Below are 23,576 nucleotides of genomic sequence, written 5' to 3' on the forward strand. Positions count from 1 at the left end.
CGCGCCCGAGATCGGGGCCTTAGCGGCCTTGCTGCGTATCGGGTTGCGCAGGCAGCGAGATCGAGGCAATCCATTGCCGCAGCACCGTGGCCTCGGGCGTGTTGCGCAAATAGATTTCTTGCGGCATTACAAAGTAATAGCTGAAGCTTCCCAGGTTGACCCACGGGCCGAACGGGGCCACCAGGCGCCCGTCGTCCAGTTCTTGGGTGATAAGTGACTTTTGGCCTATGGCGATGCCAAAGCCGGCCAACGCCGCTTCATAGGCCAGGGCCGAAGATTCGAAACGCATGTCGCGGCTGGTTCCGGGCATGGGCTGGCCGGCATGCAAGAACCACATCTGCCAGTCATCGGGCCGCGCATGGGTATGAAGCAGGGTTTCTCCCAGCAATTGCCCGGGCTGTTGCAGGCGCGCCGCCATTTCAGGCGTGCATACGGGCGCGATTTCGTTTTCCATGATCTTGTGCTGCACCAGCCCGGGCGCATGGCCATGGTTGATGACGATGGCCGCGTCCAGGTCTTCGCGTTCGAAATCCGGTGGATTGGCCGAGGTATGCAATCGGACTTCCAGTTCGGGATGGGCCGCATGCAGGCTGGCCAGCCGGGGCAGCAGCCAGCGCATGGCGATGGTGTGAGGAGCCCGGAGGTTGAAGATGCGCGACCGCGCTGCCTGGTGCACATTCAGGGTGGCGCGGCGCAGGCCAGCGATATGGCGAGAAACTTCCAGATGGTATTCGCGGCCCGCCGGTGTAAAGGCAATGCGCCGGTGTTGCCGATAGAACAGCCGGGTACGCAGGTGATCTTCAAGGACGCGGATTTGCCGGCTGACGGCGGCTGGCGTCACGCAAAGCTCTTGGGCCGCCGCACTGATACTGGAGACGCGGCCGACCACTTCGAAAATGCGCAAGGCATTGAGCGGAGGCAGCGGTTCCATGGCTTTTTCAGTTAACTAAAAGTAAATCGTAGCAGCATAGAAGTTGGTTGACCACCATAGGGTGCTTTCCTACCATTCATCGCGATAACGGCCATTTCGAGCGCGCGATCATTAATCATTTCTTAACCGAGAAAGGGGCATCCATGAAACTGGGGTTATGGCGCGGTTGCGCGGGCATGCTGGTTTACCTGGCCATTGCGGGCCAAGCGGCAGTGGCCGCCGACCAGGCGGCTTACCCATCCCGAACCGTATCTATCGTGGTCCCGACGACACCCGGGGGCACGGCCGACCTGCTGGCCCGCCTGGTCGCCCCCAAATTGGCCGCGCTGTGGGGCCACCCCGTGATTGTCGAAAACAAGCCCGGCGCCGGGACGCTGGTGGGTACGGACTACGCGGCGCAGGCCAAGCCCGATGGCTATACCCTGCTGCTGACTTTCAACGAATTGGCGACCCTGCCGGCGATCAACAAGCACGCCAAGGTGGATGTCGTGAATGGCTTCGAGCGCATAGGCAAGATAGGTACTCTGCCGGTACTCATCCTGGCCAATCCCAAGGTCAAGGCCAACACCTTGAAGGAACTGATCGACGAAGCAAGGCAGCATCCGGGCAAGTTGACCTATGCCTCGAATGGCTCGGGCGGGGTGCTCCAGCTTTATACCGAAATGTTCAAGCAGGAAGCAGGCGTGGACATCATGCATGTGCCCTACAGGGGCGCGCTGGAAGCGTCCACCGCGATGCTCGCGGGCGAGGTCGATGTGCTGGTGCAGTTCGCATCGGGCAACGTGCAGAACTATGTCAAGGCGAATCGCACCAAGGCGTATGCGGTGGCCTCGAAAGAGCGGCTGCCCGCGCTACCGGATATCCCCACCACGGCACAGGCCGGCTTGCCCTCGCTAGAGCTCGAGGCCTGGTACGGTATGTTCGCGCCCGCCGGCACGCCCCAGTCGATCATCGAGAAAGTGAACAAGGACTTCATCCAGGTACTGCAGATGCCGGACGTGCGCGAACGGCTCAATGGGGTGGGCATGGCCGTGGATACGGGCACGCCGGAATCTTTCGATGCGTATTTCAAGAATGAGTACCGTCGCTGGACAGATCTGATCGTCGCTGCCGGCATTGAAAGCAACTGAACCCGGATGCACCAAGGAGCCTATACATGACTTACCATCCGGACACCTACCAGGCCTTGTCCTTCAGCACCGCGCGCGAGCAGTTCCTGGCCGGAACACGGCGGCCCAGCGAATTTCTCGAGGCTTGCCTGGAAACCATCCGCCAGCGCGAACCTGTCGTCCAGGCATGGGTAGTGCTCAACGAAGAGGGCGCCCGCGCCGCAGCCCGTGAATCCGACCAGCGCTACCAGGCCGGACAGCCGTTGTCGCAGATCGACGGCATGCCGGTCGGCATCAAAGATCTGATCGAAACCAAAGACATGCCCACCCAGATGGGCAGCCCCGCCTATGCCGGATGTTTTCCCAAGCGCGATAGCGCGCTGGTGCGGGCGCTGCGCGATGCCGGAGCAATCATCCTGGGCAAGACGGTGACGACCGCGCTGGGTTTTCTCGACCCCGGTCCGACTACCAATGCGTTCGATCCGCAGCGCACCCCGGGAGGATCGTCCAGCGGCTCCGGTGCGGCCGTGGGAGCGAAGATGGTGCCTGTCGCCATCGGTTCGCAATTGGTCGGTTCAGTCTTGCGCCCGGCTAGCTTCAACGCCAACTGGGCGCTCAAGCCCACGTTCGGCGGCATCAATCGCGGCGAGCGCCTGGGCTATAGCCAGTCCCATGTCGGCATCCACGCCGGTTGCGCGCAAGACATGTGGGCGACAGCGATGGAAATCGTGACGCGGGTGGGCGGCGATCCCGGCCACCCGGGCCTCTACGGCGGGCTGTCGGCCCCCGCGCCACATAAGCCGCGACGGCTGGCTGTCATGGAAACCGAGGGCTGGACGCGCCTGGATGCTTCGTCGAAAGCGGCCTTCGAGGCGTTGCTCGGCAAGCTGGCGGACGAAGGGGTCGACATCGTCCGGCGGGCCGATCTTCTACTGCTGGATCTCTTCGAGCAGTCCATCGCGACGGCAACCGCCAACATGCTGCGCCTGATTTCCTGGGAACAACGCTGGTCGCTGGAAAACCTGGTCGAACAGCATCCCGGCACGCTGGGGCCCAGCCTGTTGCGCCAACTGGAAAGCGGGCGCGGCGTCACCCTCGAGACCTTCCGGCAAGATCTGGCGCTGCGCGATCTGGCGCGCCAGCGCTTGGCCGCGTTGGATACCCACTGCGATGCACTGATCAGTCCGGCATCGTGCGGGCCGGCGCCGCGTCTGGACGCCACGAAGAATACGCCGTTTCCCACCGGCGACGTGTCCTTCAGTTGCGTGTCGTCATATGTGGGGGCGCCGGCCGTCACTGCGCCCCTGCTGAGCGTCGAGGGCATGCCGTTCGGCGTCCAGCTCGTGGGGCAACCCCATCAAGACGAACGTGTCACGGCCATCGCGCGCTGGATGGCGCAGGCAATGGCGCCGGCCCGTTCCTGACTACTGGCCGGGCCGGGCCAGGCCCGGCCCGGCCACGAATCGCGATCGTCCCAGCCTTAGACCTCGATGACGTCCGCCACGTCTTTATAGTCGGCGATCTTGTCGAAATTCAGGTACTGGTAGATCTGGTCGCCGCTCTGGTTGATGACGCCCATGTCGGCCATGTACTCGTCCTTGGTCGGGATACGGCCCAGGCGCGAGCAGATGGCGGCCAGTTCGGCCGAACCCAGGTACACGTTGGTGTTCTTGCCCAACCGGTTGGGGAAGTTGCGCGTGCTGGTCGACATGACGGTGGCGCCTTCGCGCACCTGGGCTTGGTTGCCCATGCACAGCGAGCAGCCCGGCATTTCGGTGCGGGCGCCGGCGGTGCCGAACACACCGTAATGGCCTTCCTCGGTAAGCTGCTGCGCGTCCATCTTGGTGGGCGGCGCCACCCACAGCTTGACCGGGATATCGCGCTTGCCTTCCAGCAGCTTCGATGCCGCGCGGAAGTGGCCGATGTTGGTCATGCAGCTGCCGATGAATACCTCGTCGATCTTGGCGCCGGCCACATCCGACAAGGTCTTCACGTCGTCGGGATCGTTCGGGCAGGCCACGATGGGTTCATGGATGCCGGCCAGGTCGATTTCGATGACCGCCGCGTATTCGGCGTCGGCATCGGGCTCGAGCAGCTTGGGATCGGCCAGCCACGCTTCCATGGCCTTGATGCGGCGGCCCAGCGAGCGCTCGTCTTCATAGCCGTTGGCGATCATCCACTTCAGCATCACGATGTTGCTGTTGATGTATTCGATGATCGGTTCTTTGTTCAGGCGCACCGCGCAGCCGGCGGCCGAGCGTTCGGCCGAGGCGTCGGACAGTTCGAATGCCTGTTCCACCTTCAGGTCGGGCAGGCCCTCGATTTCCAGGATGCGGCCCGAGAAAATGTTCTTCTTGCCTTGCTTGGCCACGGTCAGCAGCCCTTGCTTGATGGCATACAACGGAATGGCATTGACCAGGTCGCGCAGCGTGACGCCGGGCTGCATCTTGCCCTTGAAGCGCACCAGCACCGATTCCGGCATGTCCAGCGGCATGACGCCGGTGGCGGCCGCGAAGGCCACCAGGCCCGAGCCGGCCGGGAACGAAATGCCGATGGGGAAGCGCGTGTGCGAATCGCCGCCGGTGCCCACGGTGTCGGGCAACAGCATGCGGTTCAGCCACGAGTGGATCACGCCGTCGCCCGGACGCAGCGAAATACCGCCGCGCGTGCTGATGAACTGGGGCAGCGAATGGTGCGTCTTCACGTCCACGGGCTTGGGGTAGGCTGCCGTGTGGCAGAACGACTGCATGACCAGGTCGGCCGAGAAGCCCAGGCAGGCCAGGTCTTTGAGTTCGTCGCGGGTCATGGGGCCGGTGGTGTCCTGGCTGCCCACCGAGGTCATGCGCGGTTCGCAATAGGTACCCGCGCGCACGCCCTGGCCTTCGGGCAGGCCGCAGGCCCGGCCCACCATCTTCTGGGCCAGCGTATAGCCGCGGCCCGAATCGACCGGATTCTTGGGCAGGCGGAACAGCGTCGAGGGCGCCAGGCCCAGCGCTTCGCGCGCCTTCGAGGTCAGGCCGCGGCCGATGATCAGGGGAATGCGGCCGCCGGCGCGCACTTCGTCGAACAGCACGTCGGACTTGACCTGGAATTCGGCGATGACTTCGCCGTTTTTCAGAGCCTTGCCTTCATAGGGGCGCAGTTCGACCACGTCGCCCATTTCCATCTTGGAGACGTCCAGCTCGATGGGCAGGGCACCCGCGTCTTCCATGGTGTTGTAGAAGATGGGAGCAATCTTGTTGCCCAGGCAGACGCCGCCAAAGCGCTTGTTCGGCACGAAGGGGATGTCTTCGCCGGTGAACCACAGCACCGAATTGGTGGCCGACTTGCGCGACGAGCCGGTGCCCACCACGTCGCCCACGTAGGCGACCAGATGGCCCTTTTCTTTCAGCGTTTCGATGAACTGCACCGGGCCGCGTTTGCCGTCTTCCTCGGGTTCGAACGCGGCGCCATCGCGCTTGTTCTTCAGCATGGCCAGCGCGTGCATGGGAATGTCGGGGCGCGTGGTGGCGTCGGGGGCGGGTGACAGGTCGTCGGTGTTGGTTTCGCCCGGCACCTTGAAGACGGTGATGGTCAGGCTTTCGGGCAATTCGGGGCGGCTGGTGAACCATTCGGCGTCGGCCCAGCTTTGCAGCACGGCGCGCGCGTGGGCGTTGCCCTTGTCGGCCTTTTCCTTCACGTCGTGGAAGGCGTCGAACATCAGCAGGGTCTTCTTCAGCCCTTCCGCGGCGATGGTGCCGATTTCGGCGTCATCCAGCAGTTCGACCAGCGGGCCGATGTTGTAGCCGCCCAGCATGGTGCCCAGCAGTTCGGTCGCCTTGGCCCGGCTGATCAACGTACACGATTCCTTGCCCAGCGCCACGGCGGCCAGGTACGAGGCCTTGACCTTGGCGGCGTCGTCCACGCCGGCCGGCACGCGGTGGGTCAGCAGTTCCAGCAGGTGGTCTGCTTCGCCGGCGGGCGGGTTCTTCAGCAGTTCGATCAGGTCGGCGGTTTGTTGAGCCGAGAGCGGCAGCGGGGGAATACCCAGCGCCGCGCGTTCGGCGACGTGTTGGCGATACGTTTCCAGCATGGGAAGGCCTTGCGTAAAGTCGGGTTGCGGGAAGGGTTGTTGGCAGGGATTGTAGAGGGTGCACGGGGCTGGAGCAAGTGTCTTATATCTTATATAAGACTTGATGGACGACTGGCTGCGCGCGTACAACAGCGAACCGGCCCGCATACAATGTCCGCCTTATTGTCCCGACTTGCCATGCACTACTTCCGCCGCCGCTACTCCACGCCCAACCCGCACCTGGACCACGACCCCTTCGCGCCGCCCCGGCCCGCGCAGGCGCCGCCGTCGCGAGCGGTCCGGCATCGGTCGGCCCTGCAGGCACTGGACGGCGCGTTCGCCGTGGCCGATTTGGAAACCACCGGCTTGTCCACCGCCAGTTGCGAGATACTGGAATTTGCCGCGGTACACGTGGCGCCCGACGGCACGATCGAGCGCGAGTTTTCGCAGGTGGTGCGCACCTGCGGGCCGGTACCGTCTTTCATCACCCGCCTGACTGGCATCACCCAGGCCGAAGTCGATGGCCGGGGTGTTCCGGTGGCCGAGGCATTTCCGGCGTTCCTGGCCTTCCTGGCCGATACACCGGTGTTTTTCCATAACGCGTCGTTTGACTGCCGTTTCCTGCAGGCGGCCGCCTTGCATACCGGCCTGCCGTTCGGCAACGCCACGCACTGCACCCTGCAATTGGCCCGCCAGGCCTGGCCCGAGCTGCCTTCGCACAAGCTGCAGGTGCTGGCGCGCCACGTCGGGGCGGCCGACCCCACCCACCGGGCGCTGGCCGATGTCCGCAGCACGGTGGCCGTGGCGCTGGCTGCGCGCCGCAAGCTGGCCGGCCTGTAAATACCCCGGCGCCAACCTTGTCCGCAGGGTTATTGCACGTCGGACTGCAGGCTGCGGGCAAGCTTGCCCCAGACATCCTGTTCTTTTTTCAGTATTTCCGTGTAGGCAGCGGCGTCGCCGGGCTCGGGGTACACCCCCAGCTCGCGGATTCGCGCGACCAGGTCGGGCTGTTGCATGGCCTCGATGACGGCGCGGCCGAGAATGGCCACTTCGTCTGGCGTCATGTCCTTGGGCCCCATGACGCCGAATCCGCCCACGGCCTCCAGTCCGGGAATGGCGTCCTTGCCCAGGGGAATCGACTCCATCCCCGCCAGTTTTTCGTGGGCAAGTATGGCCAGCGGCACCACGCGATCGCCCTGCAGCATGGGTTGCATCACGCTGACCGCATCCGCATAGAACTGCGCGTCGCCGGTTACCAGCGCGGCCAGCGTCTTGCCTGGATTGCCGAATGACACCGACGAATACGCCATGTCATTCATGCGCGCGGTGCGTTCCTGCGCCATGTTCGACATCGTGCCGGGGCCGGCATGCGCAAAGACAGGGGGGTAGGGCTGCTTCTTCGAGTATTCCCTGGCTTCGGCCAGCGATTTCACCTGCGTCAGCGGCGAGGCCACCACCATCATCGGCGTGTAGCCGAGATTGGCGACCGGCGTGAAGTCCCGCAGGGCGTCGAAGTTCGCTGCCTTATTGGTCACGGGCAAGACCGCGGCAACCGAGGTCACCATCATGATGAAGGCATGATGATCCGAGACATTCTGCAATTGCCGCACGGCGATGACGCCGCCCGCACCCGGCCGGTTTTCCACAATGACGGGCTGCTTCAGTATGGCGGCCATTTTCTCTGCAAGGGCGCGCGCGAAGACGTCGGGTGAGCCGCCGGGATTGCCCGGAACAATGAAGCGCAGCGGCTTGGTGGGCCAGGTTTCCGGTGCCTCGGCGGCCGCAGGGCCACATGTGGACCCCATGACAAAGACAAGAGCACAGGCAAGGGCAGGGCGCAGGAATTTCATGATGTCTCCAGGGATGGGCTGTTTTTGTGGCTCGGTGAAATCAAGGCCTGGCTTGGCCGGGCGCCGAATCGTCCCAGCAAAGGCCTAAATTGCATGCAATTGTGCAAGTGTAATGAGTGTTGATGCAAAAAAACCAGTCTTTTTTGATATATTGCATGCATTAAGGAAGTTGCCAGGTGGTGGCCCTGGTTTGCCGGCAACCCTTCTTGATGCCACATACGGCACAATACGAACGCTGTATCAGAGAAAAATGGGTGAATGCGCCAGGCGCGTCCCGGACTTCTCGTACTCCGTATGTTGGATTGAGGTCACATGGCTACCCAGATAATCAAAGTTGTCGATGAGCTCCGAGAGGCCATCATTTCTGGCGCCCTGCAACCGGGCGAGCGCATCATCGAACTTCAGTTCTCCGCCAAGCTGGGCGTTTCTCGCACACCGCTGCGCCTGGCCCTTGCCGAACTGGAGCGCGAGGGCCTGCTCGAGCGGCGGTCCTCGCGCGGTTTTCGCGTGCGCGCCTTTTCGGCCAACGAAATCGCCGATGCCATCGAGGTGCGCGGCGCGCTGGAAGGCATGGCGGCGCGGCTGGTGGCCGAGCGCGGCCTCGACAGCGAGTCGGACGCCTTGATGAAGGCGTCGGTCGAAAAGGGCTGGGCGCTCATGAAACATCCGTCGGGCAAGATCGACGCATTTGCCTGGCGTACCGTCAACGCGGAATTCCACGCCGTGCTGGTGGCGGCCTGCGGCAATCGCGCGCTCGAGGCAGCCATTGCCGCGAACAACAACGTCGCTTTTTCCGGGCCGGGCGCGCTGGCCTTGCAGCATTACCCCGATGACAGCGACCTGGCCCTGCTGCGGCGTGCCCAGGAAGACCATGAAGCCGTCTACCTGGCGCTGAAGATGCGCCAGGGCGGGCGCGCCGAAGGCCTGATGAAAGAGCACGCGTGGCGCAGCAGCGCAAATCGCAGGATGAAAATGGCAGCCATCCGTGCCGCCGGAGCAGGTGCGGCGACACCCGCCACGACGCGGGAATCCGCCGATGAGTCCCAGGCTTGCCCGCGCGAATGCATGCAAGACCCCTCCTAGGTCGACCAGGCGCTTGAGCCGCTAGCGCCTCCCCACCGCGCAATGCCGATTGCGCGCATTCACGCACGCCTGCACATCCCCATCTGTCATTGAATCCGCTCCTCTCGCAGACGGGTGTTTGTCGTCGTCCAATCCATTAATGCATGCAATTTTATAAAAATATCTTGGGATTCTGGTGTTTTGAGTGCTACATTTCACTCCATTGCACGCAATTTATATTTTTAGAAGGCATCGCCCGTGAGATTGATCAGCTATCGCCAGTCGACGAACTCCCCCAAGTCGACGATGGAAGGATGGGGTGTGCTGGACGCGAACGACGTCATTCCCATGGCAGATGCCTGGCCCACGCTGCGCGATGCCCTGGCCAGCGGCAACCACGCCATAGAAGACCGGCTTGCCCGCTCGCGGGCCGATCGCATCGCGTTGAGTTCAGTCAGCTTGCTGCCGCCGGTCACGCGCCCGGGCAAGATCTTCTGTGTGGGGGTCAACTACGGCCGCCATGCCGCTGAAGCCGGACGCGAGCTTCCTTCGCAGCCGTCAGTGTTCGTGCGCCACATCCAGTCTTTTGTCGGCCACGGGGGCCATACCATCAGGCCGTGGCTCTCGGACCGCTACGACTTCGAGGCCGAATTGGCGGTCGTGATCGGGCGCGGCGGCCGCCACATCCAGGAAACAGAGGCGATGGATCACGTCGCCGGCTACACCTGTGCCGCAGAGAACTCCGTCCGGGACTTCCAGAAACACAGCACGCAGGCCACCGCCGGCAAGAATTTCGATGCCAGTGGCGCCCTGGGGCCCTGGATAACGCTGGCCGGCGGCGCACCCAGCCTATCGGACATGCGCGTGATTGGCCGGCTAAACGGTACCGAGATGCAGAACGGCGCCGTCGCCGACCTGGTCTTTCCGGTTCCGTACCTGATTGCCTATCTCAGCAGTTTCGCCACGCTGGAACCGGGCGACCTGATTCTTACCGGCACTCCGGAAGGTGTCGGCTCGGCACGCAAGCCGCCGGTATGGATGAAAGAGGGCGACGTCTTCGAAGTCGAGATCGCGGGGGTAGGGCTGCTTTCGAATACCGTCAGCGACGAGGCCCGGCCCGCGGGCCAGGCAGCCAGCACCAGGAGAGACGCATGAGTGCCGAGGCCGCCGCTGTAAACGCCGCACTGGGCGATGCCGTATTCATGGACGCCACCGCGTTCCCAGCCAGCATGCTCAATTCGATCATCGCGCCCAGGCCCATCGGGTGGATCAGTTCCATGTCCGCCGCGGGCCAGGTGAATCTGGCGCCGTTCTCGTATTTCAATGCAATCAGCTCCAAGCCTCCGATGCTGATGTTCACCTGCAACAAGGCGCTGGATCGTCCGGTCAAGGATACGCTGGCCAACGTGCGCCAGAGCGGGGAGTTTGTCTACAACTTCGTGTCGTTCGAATTGCGCGAGCAAATGAATCGAAGTTCGGCCCCGCTGCCCCATGGCGCCGACGAGTTCGAGTTCGCCAGTCTATCCAAGGCCCCGAGCGTCATGGTGCGGCCGCCCCGTGTGGCTGACGCGCCGGTCAACCTGGAATGCAAGGTCGTCCAGATCGTCGACCTGGACCCCGACTGCACCGGCGAGATCTCCAGCTCGGTCATCATCGGCCGGGTTGTCGGCAGCCATGTCAGGCGCGAATTCATCGACGCGCAAGGCCGCTTCGACCTCGCCAGGGCGGCGCCGCTGACGCGCCTGGGCGGCTTTGCATACAGCGAACTCGGCACGCTGTTCGATATTCCACGACCCAAGTTCCCATGACGGCCGGACAGCGCCGCAGACGATATTCCATCCTACTTCTTGTCATTGACGACGTCACTTCATCGAGGTTTCCATGAAGCAATCTTCTTCTCGCTTTGTCGATGTGTCCGGCCAGCCCGCTCGCCCACAGACTGCCTGGTCGCCCATTATTGTCACCGGCGAAGAAATCGCCGCCGAGATCGACCGGCTGGCGTCCGCCCCGCGCCCCGCCAATGGCCGCCGCGCCTCGTTGGTCGTGCATCCGATGGCGACAGCTCCCGGGCGTGGGTTTGCCCCCGGCATCGACGTCACGGTCAATGTGGTGAATCCCGGCGAGCGCACGACCAACTTGCGCAAGAACTCCAACATGCTCGAGATATGTATTGCCGGAAGTGGAATCGCCACGGTGGCGGGGCGCGATATCAGGGTGTCCGAGAAAGATGTCTGGAATACGCCGTCGATGCAGGTGCATTCGTATCGCAATGACGGGCAGACACCGTGGGTACGCCTGTCGTATTCCAATGCGCCCCTGCTGGAGAAGCTCGAGGTGCACTACCAGGAAGAGTTCGACGGCCCCAGCCCGCCCGCCGATCTGAAGACCCGCAGGGCAGAGTCCTCGGCGGCGCAGAAATCGGCGCGCGACCTGGCGATGCGCAAACAGCTGACCGAGGAAGGCGCCTGGCTGCTGGGCTATGAATACCTGATCGACATCGATGTGATCGAGTCCAGATCGCTGCACTGGCCCTGGGAAAAGGTCCGGGAATACCTGCCAGAGGTGAACCAGCTCGACCTGGCGTACAACGGCCGCCGGCTGTACGTGCTGTACAACCCGGCCACCGAACGGCGCATCGGCACGACGCACAGTTTTTTCGCGACGCTGTCTTCCACGCCGCCCAACAGCCATCATGTGCCGCACCGGCACAGTTCGTCGGCGATCAACTACTACCTGCGCGGCCATGGCTACAGCTACGTAGACGGTGAGCGGCTTACCTGGAAGGCGGGCGATCTGCTGCTTTCGGCGCCCGGCTGGGTCATGCATGCGCATCATACGGTGGACGAGCACACCTCGGCGCTGACGGTGCAGGATCACCCGCTGCAAATTGCAATGGAGTCGCTGATCTGGCAAGAGCGCATACAAGAGCCGATCTTGACGCTGGGCAGCCAGAAGGGCTTTGAAAGCAACCGTGCAGAACTGATGAAAGCGTAAGGGGAAAATTCCGATGGCACTCGGTTCGATATCTACCTTGCGCAGTGCGCTGCGCGACTTCTACGACGACTACGCCCATTGCCTGGATACTTTCGATCTTCAGCGCTGGCCCGATTTCTTCACGGAAGACTGCCGCTATCGCGTACTGAGCGCCGAGAACTATGACGCCGGGCTGCCGCTGTCGCTCATTTACTGCGACGGGCGCAACATGCTGAAAGACCGGGTGACCGCGTTGAAAGAGACCACGGTCTACGAACCTCGCCATCTGCGTCACTTCGTGGCGGGCGTCCGTGTGCTTGGGCAGGAAGACGGGCTTATCCGGGCCACCGCCAACTTCATGATTCTTGAAAGCCTGTCCGACCAGGAACCCGTCGTGAACATGGTGGGCCGCTACGTCGATGCGCTCGTCGAAACCGGGCAAGGGTTCCTGCTCAAAGAGCGCTATTGCGTGCACGACAACTACCGCGTGCGCAACTCGCTGATCATTCCCATCTGAAAGAAGCTTGAGGCTCTGCCATGAACATGACCATTCTTCCCGAAGACACGCACTCCACGCAGGGCGGCTGCCCCGGCCACGCCCATGCCCGGCAGGACGCGGCGGCCAGGCGCATCAGCATCAATCGCCGTTGGCCGGCCGAGGGCTGCACGCGCGTGCCCAACTGGGTCTACTCCGATCCGGACATCTTCCAGAAAGAGATGGACCTGTTCTTTGCGGGCGACACGTGGAGCTATGTGGGGCTTGAGTGCGAAGTGCCGCAGGTCGGCAGCTATCGCCGCCAGTGGATAGGCACGCGTCCGGTCATCATGGTGCGCGGCAAGGATGGCCAGGTCCATGTGCTGGAAAACCGGTGTGCGCATCGGCAAGCGCTCATATGCTGGAACAACAGCGGCCAGGTGAAGGATTTCACATGTCCCTATCACCAGTGGAATTTTGCCCTGGATGGCAAGCTGCAGGGCCTGCCGTTCAAGCGCGGCGCCTTGGGCAAGGGCGGCATGCCCGCGGATTTCGACATGGCCGCAAACAGCCTGAAGCAGCTGCGCGTTGTCAACCGGGGCGGGTCGATCTGGGCCACGTTCTCGGACAGCGCGCCCAGCTTCGAAGCCTATTGCGGCGATATGGTGCTTGCCGAGATCGACCACATGTTTCCATCCGATCGCACCCTGCGGCTGCTGGGCTACACCCGGCAGCTCATTCCCGCGAACTGGAAGACCTATCTCGAGAACCTGAAGGATCCCTACCACGCGACCCTTCTGCACACGTTCTATATCACGTTCGGCCTGTGGCGCGCGGACAGCCGCAGCGAGTGCATTCCGCAGGGGGGTGGCAAGCACAGCGTGATGATCTCGCACAATGAAGGCAAGAAGACCTCGGCCGCGACGGCCGAGATGGCCAACTTCCGCGGCGACTTCGAACTGCTGGACAAAGAGAGCGTCACCCCACGCAAGGAATTCAACCACGGCCGCGTCGGCGGCGCATGGGTATTTCCTTCGACCAACCTGGGCATCCAGGCCAACACGCTGAAAGTGCGCCACGTCATTCCGCGCGGCCCGGCCGAGTTCGAACTGGTTTTCACCCACTATGGTTTTGACGACGACGATGAAGAAATGCAGCGCTTGCGTCTGAAGCACGCCAACCTGCTGGGCCCCGCGGGCTTCGTTTCCATGGACGATAGCGAAATGCTCAAGCAGGTGCAGTCCGGCGCAACCGGGTATCCCCATCGCAATGGCGTGATCGAGATGGGTGGGCGCGGCCTGGAGCCGGCCGACTATATGGTGACCGAAGTCATGATCCGGGCCTTCTGGGACTTCTATCGCAAAGAAATGGCCCTGTAATCAAGTTTCCCGCGAGGTAAAAGTGAATAAAGAAATACAGCAGGCCCCTGGCGAAAGCGCATATTCCGGCGGTCTGGCGTGCGTGTTGAAATTTTTCTACGCGCTGGATGTCCGGGACCACGAGGCCGCGGCCGCGATGATGGCGCCAGATGGCATCTGGCATCGCCAGGGCGTGGCGCTGAAGGGGCAGGCGGCCATTCTCGAAGCGCTTGCCAGGCGGCCGGCGAATCGCCGTACCTGCCACATCATCACCAATTTCAGAATCCTGCAGGCCGGCTTGAAGCACGCCGAAGCCGCGTTTTATCTCACAGCGTACGAAGGCACCCTGGCAGCGGAAGCGGGCAACGGATCCGAGGGGCTGCGCCTGCTAGCCATCCGCGATTGCCGCGATAGCCTGACGCTGACGCCAGGCGGTTGGCGCATTGCCGAGAAACGCAGCAATCGGCATTTGCCGCCCGAGTGAATCCGGTTCGGCACCCCAGGCAGCGTAGGTCCAACTACTTGAACTCCGTACTTGAACTCTGTGTAAGGATCCGTGAAATGGCCCAGTGGCAGCGCGTGGCAGTGCTGAAAGATGTCAAGAATGATGCACAGACTTTTCGTGTCGTCGTTAACGGCACGGCTTTATGCCTTTTCGACCTGGGCGATGAAATATGCGCCACCCAGGATATCTGCCCCCACGGCAACGCGAGCCTGTCCGAGGGTTTCGTCGAGAACGGCACCGTGGAATGCCCCCTGCATCAGGGGGTGTTTGACATCAAATCGGGCAAGCCGCTGTGTCCGCCCGTCGAGACCGACCTGGCGTTGTACGAGGTCAAGCAGGATGGAGAAGACATCCTTGTCCGCATCTAAGGCCGCGCTGGCGGACGAGCCAGGTTCTACCGGCCGCCATGCCAATGAAAATGCATTGGCACGCGTGGTGATTGTGGGGGCGGGGCAGGCAGGTGGCTATGTCGCCTGGGGGCTGCGTGATGAAGGCTTCAAGGGCGAAGTCATCGTCATCGGAGACGAAGCCCATCCTCCTTACCAGCGTCCCCCGCTTTCCAAGGAACTGCTCGGCGGTGCGTGTTCAATCGAATCCACTTACCTGTGGCCCCGGGGCCTCGACGCCACGTTCAGACTGGGGGTGCGGGCCAGTGGAATCGACCGCGCCAGGAAGGGCGTGATCCTGTCCAACGGCGAATTCATCCGGTACGACAAGCTCGTGCTGGCCACGGGGGGCCGTCCGCGCCAACTCGACATACCCGGCGCCCACTACCTGCGAACCATCGAAGACGCGGTCGGCCTGCGCCAGGCGCTGCAATCCTCTCGGCCCGTGTCCGTGATCGGCGGAGGATGGATAGGCCTGGAAGTCGCGGCGGCCGCGCGCATGGCCGGCAAAGACGTCACCATCCACGAGCAAGGCGAGCGCCTTTGTGCCAGAGCGGCGCCGGCGTTCATCTCCGACTATCTCGCGTCGCTGCACAAGCGAAACCATGTCGATGTCAGGTTGAACTCAACGGCCGACGTGCCGCATGGCTCAACCGTGGTTGTCGGGATCGGTATCGTGCCCAATACCGAGCTCGCGCAACAGGCAGGGCTACGCGTGTCCAATGGCATTGTCGTGGACCAATTCGGCGTGACTTCCGACCCGGACATTCTTGCGGTGGGGGACGTCGCGAATCTCGATGGCATCCGGCTCGAGACCTGGGCGAATGCGCAGAACCAGGCGATCGCGGCGGGAAGGACGCTGGCCGGTACTCGTACTCCTTATGTGGAAATCCCCTGGTTCTGGTCTACGCAATACGACGTGACCCTGCAGTGCCTGGGCGTGTCCGGCCCCTCGGACGAGATGGTCGTGCGCGGAGATCCCTCCTTGAATAAATTCTCGCTGTTCTTTGTCAGGCACCAGACGGTCGCCGCGGTGGTCTCGGTCAACAATCCGCGCGATATCAAGATCAGCCGGCGCTTGATTGGCGATCGCGTGCCGACGGCGCCCGGCCTGCTCTCGGATGCTACGATTTCGCTTGCGACGTTGTAGCGGGACAAGCGCCCGCCAAACAGACTTGGCACCAAGGAGCATCCCATGACCTATGACCTGTGGTATTGGGACGGCATTCCGGGCCGTGGCGAATTCGTGCGCCTGGCACTGGAAGCCGCGGGCATTGCCTACCGTGAATGCGCCCGCCAGCCGGGCGCTACCGGGCAGACGCTGGCCGACGACATGCAGGCGCCGCGCAAACACCCGCCGTTCGCCCCGCCGTACCTGGTGGCGGGCCAGCTGACGCTGGCGCAGACCGCCAATATCCTGCTTTACCTGGGCGACAAGCACGGCCTGGCGCCTGCCGGCGCGGCCGGGCGCTACTGGACCAACCAGCTGCAATTGACTATCGCCGATATGGTGGCCGAGGCCCACGACACTCACCACCCGGTGGCCGCCAGCGATTACTACGAAGACCAGCGCGACGAGGCGCTGCGCCGCGCCGCCAATTTCCGTGCCGAGCGCATTCCCAAGTTCCTGGCCTATTTCGAGCGGGTGCTGCAAGAGCGCGGCAACTGGCTGGCGGGAGGGCGCCGCTGGTCGTATGCCGACCTGTCCTTGTTCCACCTGGTCGACGGCTTGCTGTATGCCTTTCCGCGGCGCATGGGTACAGTGACGGCCAGCTATCCCAAGGTCATGGCGCTGCACGCCCGGGTGGCCGCGTTGCCGGCGCTGCAGGCGTATTTTTCCAGCGGCCGCCGCCTGCCGTTCGGCGACGGCATTTTCCGCTACTACCCCGAGCTGGACGGCGACTAGGGCCTGTTCACACTAAAAGAAGCCACACACCGCCCGGGTATCGGGCGACAGGCTAGGCGCGGCCGGCCACCGCGGCCTGGTACGCCTCGCGCCAGGCCAGGCCGGCGCGCGTGTCGGCGCGCGGCAGGTATTCGCAGCCGATCCAGCCCGCGTAGCCGCTGTCGGCCAAGGTGCGCAAGGCCTGCGCCACGGCCGGATCGGCCGGATCGGGTTCGTGGCGCCCCTGCGGGTGGGCGAACTGCACGTGGTGCACCAGCGGCAGGGCCGCGCGCAAGGCGCGGTCCAGGTCCAGGCCCTCGCGCTGGCAGTGATAGAAATCGAACTGCAGGCGTACCGCCGGGTGCCCGACCTGGGCAATGACCTGCGCCGCCTGTTCGGGCAGGCGATAGAAATAGCCCGGCATGTCGTGCCGGTTCAGCGCCTCTAGTGTGAGCGTTATGCCATCGCGCGCGGCCAGCGGTGCCGCGCGTTGCAGGTTGCCCACCAGCGTGGCCTGGCAGTCGGTGCGGGCGGCGCCTTCGGGCGGGCGTCCCGCCATGACATGAATGCTGCGGCACCCCGTGGCCCGGCATACGTCCAGGGCCTGCGCCAGCGCAGCATCGAAATCCGCTTCGCGGCCGGGCAGGCAGGCCAGGCCTTTTTCCCCTTCCCGCCCGGGCGGCGTATTGACCAGTACCAGCGCCATGCCTTGCGCCTGCAGCAGCATGGCCAGCTCGGCAGGCGGCAAATCGTACGGAAACAGGATTTCGGCGCCCGCGAAGCCGTCGCGTGCCGCTTCTTCAATGCGTCGCGCCAAAGGCAGGCCGGGATACAGCAGGGAAAGGTTTGCAGCCAGTTTCATGGGTTTCCTCGCGGAATGTGGAGAATTTTCCACACATTTACGAATGTCGAGTACTGCTTATTGAGACCTTCGCAAGATTACGATTAAATGCAAGTGATACATTAAATTTCTATTCGCATCAATTGTTATCGATGCTCGGTCACTGCAAAAAGGGGATGCAACATGGCATTGCTAGGGCTCCATCGCGTGTGGGGTAAGCGCAAGCGGCGCGACGCCGAGATATTGGGCCAAATGGCCGCCATCGATAAGGTGCAGGCCATCATCGAATTCGATTTGCAGGGCCACGTGCTGGCCGCGAACCGCAACTTCCTGGACACGATGGGCTACCACCGGGACGAGATCCTGGGATGCCATCATGCCATGTTCGTCGAGCCCGCCGAACGCGAGTCGGACCGCTACCACGAGTTCTGGCGCAAACTCGGCGCCGGCCAGCATGACGCGGGGCGCTATCGCCGCCTGGCCAAGGGCGGGCGCGAGGTCTGGCTGCAGGCCAGCTACAGCCCCATACTGGATCGCCACGGCCAGCCCTGCAAAGTGGTCAAGTACGCCACCGACATTACCGATCAGCAACGCTTGAGCGACGATATGGCCGGGCAACTCGAGGCCATCTCGAAAGTGCAGGCGATCATCGAGTTCGAACTCGACGGCACGATCATCCACGCCAATGATCTGTTCCTGGATGCGATGGGTTACCGCGTCGACGAAATCGTCGGCCGCCACCATTGCATGTTCGTGCAGCCGCAAGAGCGCGAAAGCGCCAGCTATGCCGCGTTCTGGCGCAAGCTGGCCAACGGCGAGCATGACACGGGGCAGTATCTGCGCGTGGGCAAGGGCGGGCGCGAAGTGTGGATAGATGCCAGCTACAACCCCATCCTGGATGCCGCCGGCAGGCCGTTCAAGGTAGTGAAATTCGCCACCGACATCACGCGCCGTTTCACGGCCGCCCAGACGCTGCGCGTTGCCGTGCAAGGCCTGACCGAAAATGCCGAACGCGCCAGCCAGGCCAACGAATTGGCGCGCGAGGCCTCGCGGGTGGCCGAACAGGGCGGCCATACCGTGCAAGACGTGGTGCGCACCATGAATGCCATCACCGAAAGCTCGCGACGCATTTCCGAAATCATCGGCGTGATGGACGGCATCGCGTTCCAGACCAACATCCTGGCGCTCAATGCCGCCGTCGAGGCGGCTCGTGCCGGTACGCATGGCAAGGGGTTCGCGGTGGTGGCGGCCGAAGTGCGCAGCCTGGCGCAGAACAGCGCCGCGGCGGCCAAAGAGATCAAGGACCTGATCACTGCCTCGGTCGAGCAGATACGCAGCGGTGCCAACCTGGTGCAGTCGGCGGGTTCCACGATGGGCGACATCGTGGCGTCGTCGCGCCGCGTTACCGACATCATGGGCGAAGTCGTGGATGTATCGCTGGCCCAGTCCCGCACGCTGGGCGAGGTCACCGACGACATCACCCAGACCAGCGCGGCGGCGCAGGCGCGGCGCCTGGCCCCGGTGGCTGTCGCGCCGCCGCGGGCACTGGTGCGCCGGGCGGCCTGAGATGCCTTACTGCAGCTTGATGTTGCGTTCTTCCACCAGTTTCTTGCCCTGTACCGTTTCCTTGGCCAGGTAGGTTTTCAGTTCTTCGGGCGAGCCGCCTATGGGTTCCGCGCCGATCGCATCCAGGGTGGCCTTCACCTTGGGATCGTTCAGCGCCTGGCGCATCGATGCGTTGAGCTTGGCCACGATGTCGGGCGGGGTGCCGGCCGGCGCGAAGGCGGCGAACCAGGGCGTCAATTCGTAGCCCGGCAGGCCGGCCTCGGCTACCGTGGGCACGTCGGGCAAGGCGGCCGAGCGCTTGGCCGTGGTGACCGCCAGCGCATTCAGCTTGCCCGACACGATGTGCGGCTTGGCCGACGTGATGCTGTCGAACATATAGTCCACTTGCCCGCCCAGCAGGTCCGACACCGCCGGACCGCTGCCCTTGTATGGCACGTGCAGCATGTCGATGTTCGCCATCGACACGAACAGCTCGCCCGCCAGGTGGATAGAGGTGCCCACGCCCGCCGAAGCATAGGTATAGGCGCCGGGTTTTTCCTTGGCCTTGGCAATGACATCGGCGACGCTCTTGGCGCCGGTGCGCTGCGGATTGGTGACCAGCACGTTCGGCACGATCGCCAGCAGCGAGATCGGTGCGAAATCGGCTTGCGGGTCGTAGTTCAGGTTGTCGTACAGGGCGGGGTTCACTGCCATGCCATTGGCCACGATCAGGATCGTATAGCCGTCGGGCCTGGCACGGGCCACCGCGGCCGCGCCGATATTGCCGCCTGCGCCCGCACGGTTCTCGATCACGAAAGAGGTGTCCAGTTGCCGGCCCATGGCCTCGCCCAGGGTGCGGGCGATGTTGTCCATGGCGCCGCCGGGCGGGAAGGGCACGATCCAGGTCACCGGGCGCTCGGGGTACTCGGCCATGGCGGCCGGCGCGGCCCCCAGCAGCGCAGCCGCCGCGCACAGCGCGGCCAGCGGCTTGAAGAAAGCGTTATGCATTTGTCATGTCTCCTGTGTAGATCTGTCGAAATCAGTGCTCAAGTACGCCGGTAAAACGTCAGCTTCTCTTCGTCCAGCGCCAACCCCAGGCCGGGGCCCGCCGGTAGTTCCAATGAAAAATCGCTGTAGGCCGGGGGCGCCGCGACGATGTCGTCTTTCAGCAGCAGCGGCCCGAACAGTTCGGTGCCCCAGCTCAGGCGCGGCAGCGCGGCAAAACCATGCGCCGAGGCGATCGACCCGATCGAGCCCTCGAGCATGGTGCCGCCATACAGCGCCATGCCTGCCGCATCGCCCACTGCCGCGGTGCGGCCCATTGCCAGGATGCCGCCCGATTTGGCGATCTTCAGCGCCAGTACGTCGGCCGCGCCCAGGCGCGCAATGTCCAGCGCATCCTCGGGGGTGCAGACGGCCTCGTCGGCCATGATGGGCACGACGAAGCGCGCCGCCAGCCGCGCCATGCCGGCCAGGTTGGTGCGGGCAATGGGTTGTTCGACCAGGTCGACGCCGGCGGCCTCCAGGCGCGCGATGGCGCCGGCCGCTTCGGCTTCGTCCCAGGCCTGGTTCACGTCCACCGTCACGCGGGCGCGATCGCCCAGGGCCTGCTTGATGCGCGATACATGCGCCACGTCGGCCGCCACGTCGCGCCGGCCGACTTTCAGCTTGAAGGTGTTGTGCCGGCGCGCCTGCAGCAGCGCCTCGGCCTCGTCGATATCGCGTGCCGTATCGCCGCTGGCCAGCGTCCACAGCACCGGCAGGCGCGTGCGGACCGCGCCGCTCAGCAAGGTGGCTACTGGCACGTCCAGGCGCTTGCCCTGCGCATCCAGCAGGGCGGTCTCCAGTGCCGATTTGGCGAACCGGTTGCCGCACGCCACCTTGTCCAGCCGCGCCAGTGCGGCACGCACATTGGTGGCATCTTGGCCGGCCAGCGCGGGCGCCAGGTACGTATCGATCGCCAGCTTGATGCCTTCCGGGCTTTCCTCGCCATAGCTCAGCCCGCCGATGGTGGTGGCCTCGCCCAGCCCCTCGATGCCGTCACTGCAGCGCAGGCGCACGATCACCAGTGTCTGCTGCTGCATGACCGCCATCGCCAACTGGTGGGCGCGGATCGTGGGCAGGTCGACCAGTATGGCCTCGATGGCCTCAATGCGAACGTCTTCCATACCTGAAATAAGTAGTAGCCATAGTTCTGCCAGTATGCCGCTCGATTTTTCGGGGGTCCAAGACTATATTGGTTGCTTTCGATACCTTGTAGGTATGGATGGGCTTATGGAACTCAGGCACTTGCGCTACTTCCAGGCGGTCGCGCAGGAAGGCAGCTTTACCCGCGCGGCCGCCCGCCTGCATATTGCGCAGCCGCCTCTCAGCCGGCAGATCCGCCAACTGGAAGAAGAGCTGGGTGTCACTTTGCTCGAACGCGGTTCGCGCAGTTTGAAACTGACCGAGGCGGGCCGCTTCCTGCTGGAACAATCGCTGCAGTTGACCGCGCGCCTGGATGAGGTCGTGCAGGGCACCCAGCGCCTGGGGCGCACCGAACGCGGCTGGTTCGGCATCGGCTTCGTGCCGTCCAGCCTGTATGGCTTTGTGCCGGAACTGATCCGTCGCCTGCGCGAGGCCGATCCGCGCGTCGAGGTCGGCCTGGCCGAAATGACCACGCTGCCGCAGATCGAGGCGCTCAAGGCCGGGCGCATCGACATGGGCATCGGCCGCATCCTGTTCGACGATCCGGCCATCGAGCGCCGCGTGCTGATGGCCGAGCCTCTGGTGGCGGCGTTGCCGTTGCAGCATCCCTTGGCACGGCGCCGCCGCGTCGGCATCGCGCAGTTGGCCGCGCAGCCTTTCGTGCTGTATCCGGCGCGCCCGCGGCCCAACTATGCCGACCATGTGCTGGGCTTGTTCCGGGCGGCCGGCTATGCGCCGCGCGTCGTCCAGGAAGCCAACGAATTGCAGACCGCCATCGGCCTGGTGGCGGCCGGCCTGGGCGTAACGGTCGTGCCCGCGTCGGTACAGCGCCTGCACCGTGTCGACGTGGCACACGTGCCCATCGATGCGGCATCGTTTGTTTCCCCGGTCATCCTCAGCTACCGCAAAGACGATCGTTCGCCATTCCTGGCCGATGCCGTCGGGCTGGCCGTGCAATTGGCGGGCGCCGAAGCCGTGGGTACTGCACCAGGCGCCGGCCTGCTGGCACAATAGCCCGATGGATCCCCTGCACACCGTATTGCTTACCGTGGGGCTGTTCGCCTTCACGTTTCTCAGCCCCGGCCCGAACCTGCTGGTCGTGGTGCAGACCAGCCTGGCCTCGGGGCGGGCGGCAGGCGCCATGGCGGGGCTGGGGGTGGCCACCGGCGATGCCATTTATTCCGGGCTGGGCCTGTTCGGCATGGCAACGCTGATTACAGCGGGCGGCACCTTGTTCACCGTCATCCAGCTGCTGGGCGGCGCCTACCTGGTCTGGTACGGCTGGCGCCTGTTGCGCGGCGGTAGCCGTATCCCCGACCTGCAAGCCGTGCCGGCACCCAGGCGCGCCGAGGCCTGGCGTTATTTCCGGCGCGGCTTGATCACCGACCTGGCCAACCCGCAGACCGTGCTGTTCTTCGCCAGCATCTTTTCCGTTACGCTGCGGCCCGACACGCCAGCCTGGGCCAAGCTTGCCGCCTGGCTGGGGCTGGTGGGCGCATCGGTGCTGTGGCGCGTGCTGCTGTGCCAGGTGTTCTCGCGCGCCGCCATGCGGCGCATTTACACGCGCTGCCAGCGTGCGCTGGAATGCCTGGCGGGCGTCGGCCTGGCCTTGTTCGGCCTGCGCCTGGTGTACGAAGGCTGGGCGCGGCGCTAGGGATGCCTGGCGGCAGGCGCCACCGGTCGCCGGCCGTCGGTTGCCGGCTATCGGTTGTCTTACAGCACCTTGGTTTCGTGGTGCACTTGGGGCGGTTGGGCGAAATGCGGTCCCACCAGCTTGCGCCATTCCTGGAAATCGGCCGACTCGCGGAAATCCACCATATGGTTCTCGACGGTTTCCCAGTCGACCACCAGCGTGTACTGCTGCGGGTTCTCGATCGACCGGTGCAGCGCCACGCCGTGGCACCCGCGGGCGCGCATGAACAGCGGCTTGGCCTGGGCCACGCCGGTTTCGAATTCGGCCTCATGGCCTGCCGTGACGAGAATGCTGGCAATTTCCTGGATCATCGGGATTCCTTGGGTAGATGGACATGACGGACGGCAAGTATGATCGAGCCGTGCCGACAATTTAGCTCAGGAGCCGCCATGCATTATCTAATGTTCTACGACCTGGTTCCCGATTATCTCGAGCGCCGCGGTGAATTCCGCGATGCCCACCTGGCGCTGGCGCGCCAGGCCGTCGCGCGCGGCGAACTGGTATTGGGTGGCGCCCTGGCCGAGCCCGCCGACCAGGCCGTGCTGCTGTTCCGCGCCGATTCGCCGGCCGCGGCCGAGGCGTTCGCCCAGGCCGATCCCTACGTGCAGGCCGGCCTGGTCAGGCAGTGGCAGGTACGCCCCTGGACCACCGTGGTGGGCGAGCAGGCCGCCCATCCCGTGCCAGCCTGACGCCGGCCTTGCCACGCCGGGGTGGCAGGCCGCCAT

At 64.1% G+C, this 23,576-nt stretch carries 24 protein-coding genes; 17 read left to right on the forward strand and 7 right to left on the reverse strand.

Going from position 1 to position 23,576, the window contains the following annotated elements; genetic code table 11:
• Nucleotides 1-19: 19 nt before the first annotated feature.
• On the reverse strand, nucleotides 20-931 hold the full coding sequence (locus KW845_RS27230) for a LysR substrate-binding domain-containing protein (protein ID WP_218372523.1): 912 nt from the start codon (nucleotides 929-931) through the stop codon (nucleotides 20-22).
• A gap of 143 nt (nucleotides 932-1,074) precedes the next feature.
• Here KW845_RS27230 and KW845_RS27235 point away from each other — a divergent pair, with 143 nt between their 5' ends.
• Both KW845_RS27235 and KW845_RS27240 read left to right on the forward strand, forming a co-directional pair.
• Nucleotides 1,075-2,061: a tripartite tricarboxylate transporter substrate binding protein gene (locus tag KW845_RS27235; RefSeq protein WP_255592975.1), complete on the forward strand. Its 987-nt coding sequence runs from the start codon at nucleotides 1,075-1,077 to the stop codon at nucleotides 2,059-2,061.
• A 26-nt stretch (nucleotides 2,062-2,087) separates the two neighbouring features.
• Nucleotides 2,088-3,464 carry an amidase gene (locus KW845_RS27240; protein ID WP_218372524.1) on the forward strand — a complete coding sequence of 459 codons (1,377 nt, stop codon included), beginning with the start codon at nucleotides 2,088-2,090 and terminating at the stop codon, nucleotides 3,462-3,464.
• A 56-nt stretch (nucleotides 3,465-3,520) separates the two neighbouring features.
• Here the strand turns inward: KW845_RS27240 and acnB are convergent, their stop codons facing one another.
• Complete coding sequence (acnB, locus tag KW845_RS27245) at nucleotides 3,521-6,112, reverse strand: bifunctional aconitate hydratase 2/2-methylisocitrate dehydratase (protein WP_218372525.1); 2,592 nt, start codon at nucleotides 6,110-6,112, stop codon at nucleotides 3,521-3,523.
• A 177-nt stretch (nucleotides 6,113-6,289) separates the two neighbouring features.
• Between acnB and KW845_RS27250 the strand changes: the two genes are divergently transcribed.
• A complete protein-coding gene (locus tag KW845_RS27250; RefSeq protein ID WP_255592976.1) occupies nucleotides 6,290-6,931 on the forward strand; it encodes a PolC-type DNA polymerase III in 642 nt (213 codons plus the stop codon).
• A gap of 29 nt (nucleotides 6,932-6,960) precedes the next feature.
• Here the strand turns inward: KW845_RS27250 and KW845_RS27255 are convergent, their stop codons facing one another.
• On the reverse strand, nucleotides 6,961-7,941 hold the full coding sequence (locus KW845_RS27255; RefSeq protein ID WP_218372526.1) for a tripartite tricarboxylate transporter substrate binding protein: 981 nt from the start codon (nucleotides 7,939-7,941) through the stop codon (nucleotides 6,961-6,963).
• 312 nt (nucleotides 7,942-8,253) lie between these two features.
• Here KW845_RS27255 and KW845_RS27260 point away from each other — a divergent pair, with 312 nt between their 5' ends.
• From KW845_RS27260 to KW845_RS27305, 10 genes are all read left to right on the forward strand, one after another.
• A complete protein-coding gene (locus tag KW845_RS27260; RefSeq protein ID WP_218372527.1) occupies nucleotides 8,254-9,024 on the forward strand; it encodes a GntR family transcriptional regulator in 771 nt (256 codons plus the stop codon).
• Between the two features lie 237 nt (nucleotides 9,025-9,261).
• Entirely contained in the window at nucleotides 9,262-10,158 is an 897-nt protein-coding gene (locus KW845_RS27265; RefSeq protein WP_370628301.1) for a fumarylacetoacetate hydrolase family protein, read from the forward strand.
• Nucleotides 10,155-10,811, forward strand: a complete 657-nt coding sequence (locus KW845_RS27270; protein WP_255592977.1) for a flavin reductase family protein — start codon at nucleotides 10,155-10,157, stop codon at nucleotides 10,809-10,811. Before KW845_RS27265 ends, KW845_RS27270 begins: the two co-directional genes overlap by 4 nt.
• Nucleotides 10,812-10,884: 73 nt before the next feature.
• Complete coding sequence (locus KW845_RS27275; protein WP_218372528.1) at nucleotides 10,885-11,997, forward strand: cupin domain-containing protein; 1,113 nt, start codon at nucleotides 10,885-10,887, stop codon at nucleotides 11,995-11,997.
• Between the two features lie 13 nt (nucleotides 11,998-12,010).
• Nucleotides 12,011-12,493 (forward strand): aromatic-ring-hydroxylating dioxygenase subunit beta, encoded by a 483-nt coding sequence (locus tag KW845_RS27280; protein ID WP_218372529.1) that lies wholly within the window; start codon nucleotides 12,011-12,013, stop codon nucleotides 12,491-12,493.
• 26 nt (nucleotides 12,494-12,519) lie between these two features.
• Nucleotides 12,520-13,830 carry an aromatic ring-hydroxylating dioxygenase subunit alpha gene (locus KW845_RS27285; RefSeq protein ID WP_218372571.1) on the forward strand — a complete coding sequence of 437 codons (1,311 nt, stop codon included), beginning with the start codon at nucleotides 12,520-12,522 and terminating at the stop codon, nucleotides 13,828-13,830.
• 82 nt (nucleotides 13,831-13,912) lie between these two features.
• Nucleotides 13,913-14,293, forward strand: coding sequence for a nuclear transport factor 2 family protein (locus tag KW845_RS27290; protein ID WP_370628302.1), 381 nt, complete (start codon nucleotides 13,913-13,915; stop codon nucleotides 14,291-14,293).
• A gap of 77 nt (nucleotides 14,294-14,370) precedes the next feature.
• Nucleotides 14,371-14,682 carry a non-heme iron oxygenase ferredoxin subunit gene (locus tag KW845_RS27295; RefSeq protein WP_218372530.1) on the forward strand — a complete coding sequence of 104 codons (312 nt, stop codon included), beginning with the start codon at nucleotides 14,371-14,373 and terminating at the stop codon, nucleotides 14,680-14,682.
• Nucleotides 14,669-15,850, forward strand: a complete 1,182-nt coding sequence (locus KW845_RS27300; protein WP_218372531.1) for an NAD(P)/FAD-dependent oxidoreductase — start codon at nucleotides 14,669-14,671, stop codon at nucleotides 15,848-15,850. The genes KW845_RS27295 and KW845_RS27300 overlap by 14 nt, the downstream gene beginning before the upstream one ends.
• Nucleotides 15,851-15,895: 45 nt before the next feature.
• Nucleotides 15,896-16,606 (forward strand): glutathione S-transferase, encoded by a 711-nt coding sequence (locus tag KW845_RS27305; RefSeq protein ID WP_218372532.1) that lies wholly within the window; start codon nucleotides 15,896-15,898, stop codon nucleotides 16,604-16,606.
• 52 nt (nucleotides 16,607-16,658) lie between these two features.
• On the opposite strand, the gene KW845_RS27310 is transcribed toward KW845_RS27305, so the two are convergent.
• A complete protein-coding gene (locus KW845_RS27310; RefSeq protein WP_218372533.1) occupies nucleotides 16,659-17,447 on the reverse strand; it encodes a hydroxypyruvate isomerase family protein in 789 nt (262 codons plus the stop codon).
• A gap of 162 nt (nucleotides 17,448-17,609) precedes the next feature.
• Here KW845_RS27310 and KW845_RS27315 point away from each other — a divergent pair, with 162 nt between their 5' ends.
• Nucleotides 17,610-18,992 carry a methyl-accepting chemotaxis protein gene (locus KW845_RS27315; protein WP_218372534.1) on the forward strand — a complete coding sequence of 461 codons (1,383 nt, stop codon included), beginning with the start codon at nucleotides 17,610-17,612 and terminating at the stop codon, nucleotides 18,990-18,992.
• Nucleotides 18,993-18,998: 6 nt separating this feature from the next.
• Here KW845_RS27315 and KW845_RS27320 read toward each other — a convergent pair whose 3' ends face one another.
• Both KW845_RS27320 and KW845_RS27325 read right to left on the reverse strand, forming a co-directional pair.
• Nucleotides 18,999-19,979, reverse strand: a complete 981-nt coding sequence (locus KW845_RS27320) for a tripartite tricarboxylate transporter substrate binding protein (protein ID WP_218372535.1) — start codon at nucleotides 19,977-19,979, stop codon at nucleotides 18,999-19,001.
• Between the two features lie 38 nt (nucleotides 19,980-20,017).
• Entirely contained in the window at nucleotides 20,018-21,139 is a 1,122-nt protein-coding gene (locus tag KW845_RS27325) for a muconate/chloromuconate family cycloisomerase (RefSeq protein WP_218372536.1), read from the reverse strand.
• Between the two features lie 106 nt (nucleotides 21,140-21,245).
• Between KW845_RS27325 and KW845_RS27330 the strand changes: the two genes are divergently transcribed.
• The gene (locus KW845_RS27330; RefSeq protein ID WP_218372537.1) at nucleotides 21,246-22,172 is read left to right on the forward strand and encodes a LysR family transcriptional regulator; all 927 of its coding nucleotides are present in this window, start codon (nucleotides 21,246-21,248) and stop codon (nucleotides 22,170-22,172) included.
• Nucleotides 22,173-22,176: 4 nt separating this feature from the next.
• A complete protein-coding gene (locus KW845_RS27335; protein ID WP_218372538.1) occupies nucleotides 22,177-22,812 on the forward strand; it encodes a homoserine/threonine efflux transporter in 636 nt (211 codons plus the stop codon).
• 59 nt (nucleotides 22,813-22,871) lie between these two features.
• On the opposite strand, the gene KW845_RS27340 is transcribed toward KW845_RS27335, so the two are convergent.
• Nucleotides 22,872-23,162 carry an antibiotic biosynthesis monooxygenase gene (locus KW845_RS27340; RefSeq protein ID WP_218372539.1) on the reverse strand — a complete coding sequence of 97 codons (291 nt, stop codon included), beginning with the start codon at nucleotides 23,160-23,162 and terminating at the stop codon, nucleotides 22,872-22,874.
• A gap of 78 nt (nucleotides 23,163-23,240) precedes the next feature.
• Here KW845_RS27340 and KW845_RS27345 point away from each other — a divergent pair, with 78 nt between their 5' ends.
• Entirely contained in the window at nucleotides 23,241-23,540 is a 300-nt protein-coding gene (locus KW845_RS27345) for a YciI-like protein (protein ID WP_218372540.1), read from the forward strand.
• The last annotated feature ends 36 nt before the right edge of the window (nucleotides 23,541-23,576 follow it).

Source organism: Bordetella sp. BOR01, from assembly GCF_019218885.1.
In the GTDB taxonomy this organism is placed as follows: domain Bacteria; phylum Pseudomonadota; class Gammaproteobacteria; order Burkholderiales; family Burkholderiaceae_B; genus Bordetella_A.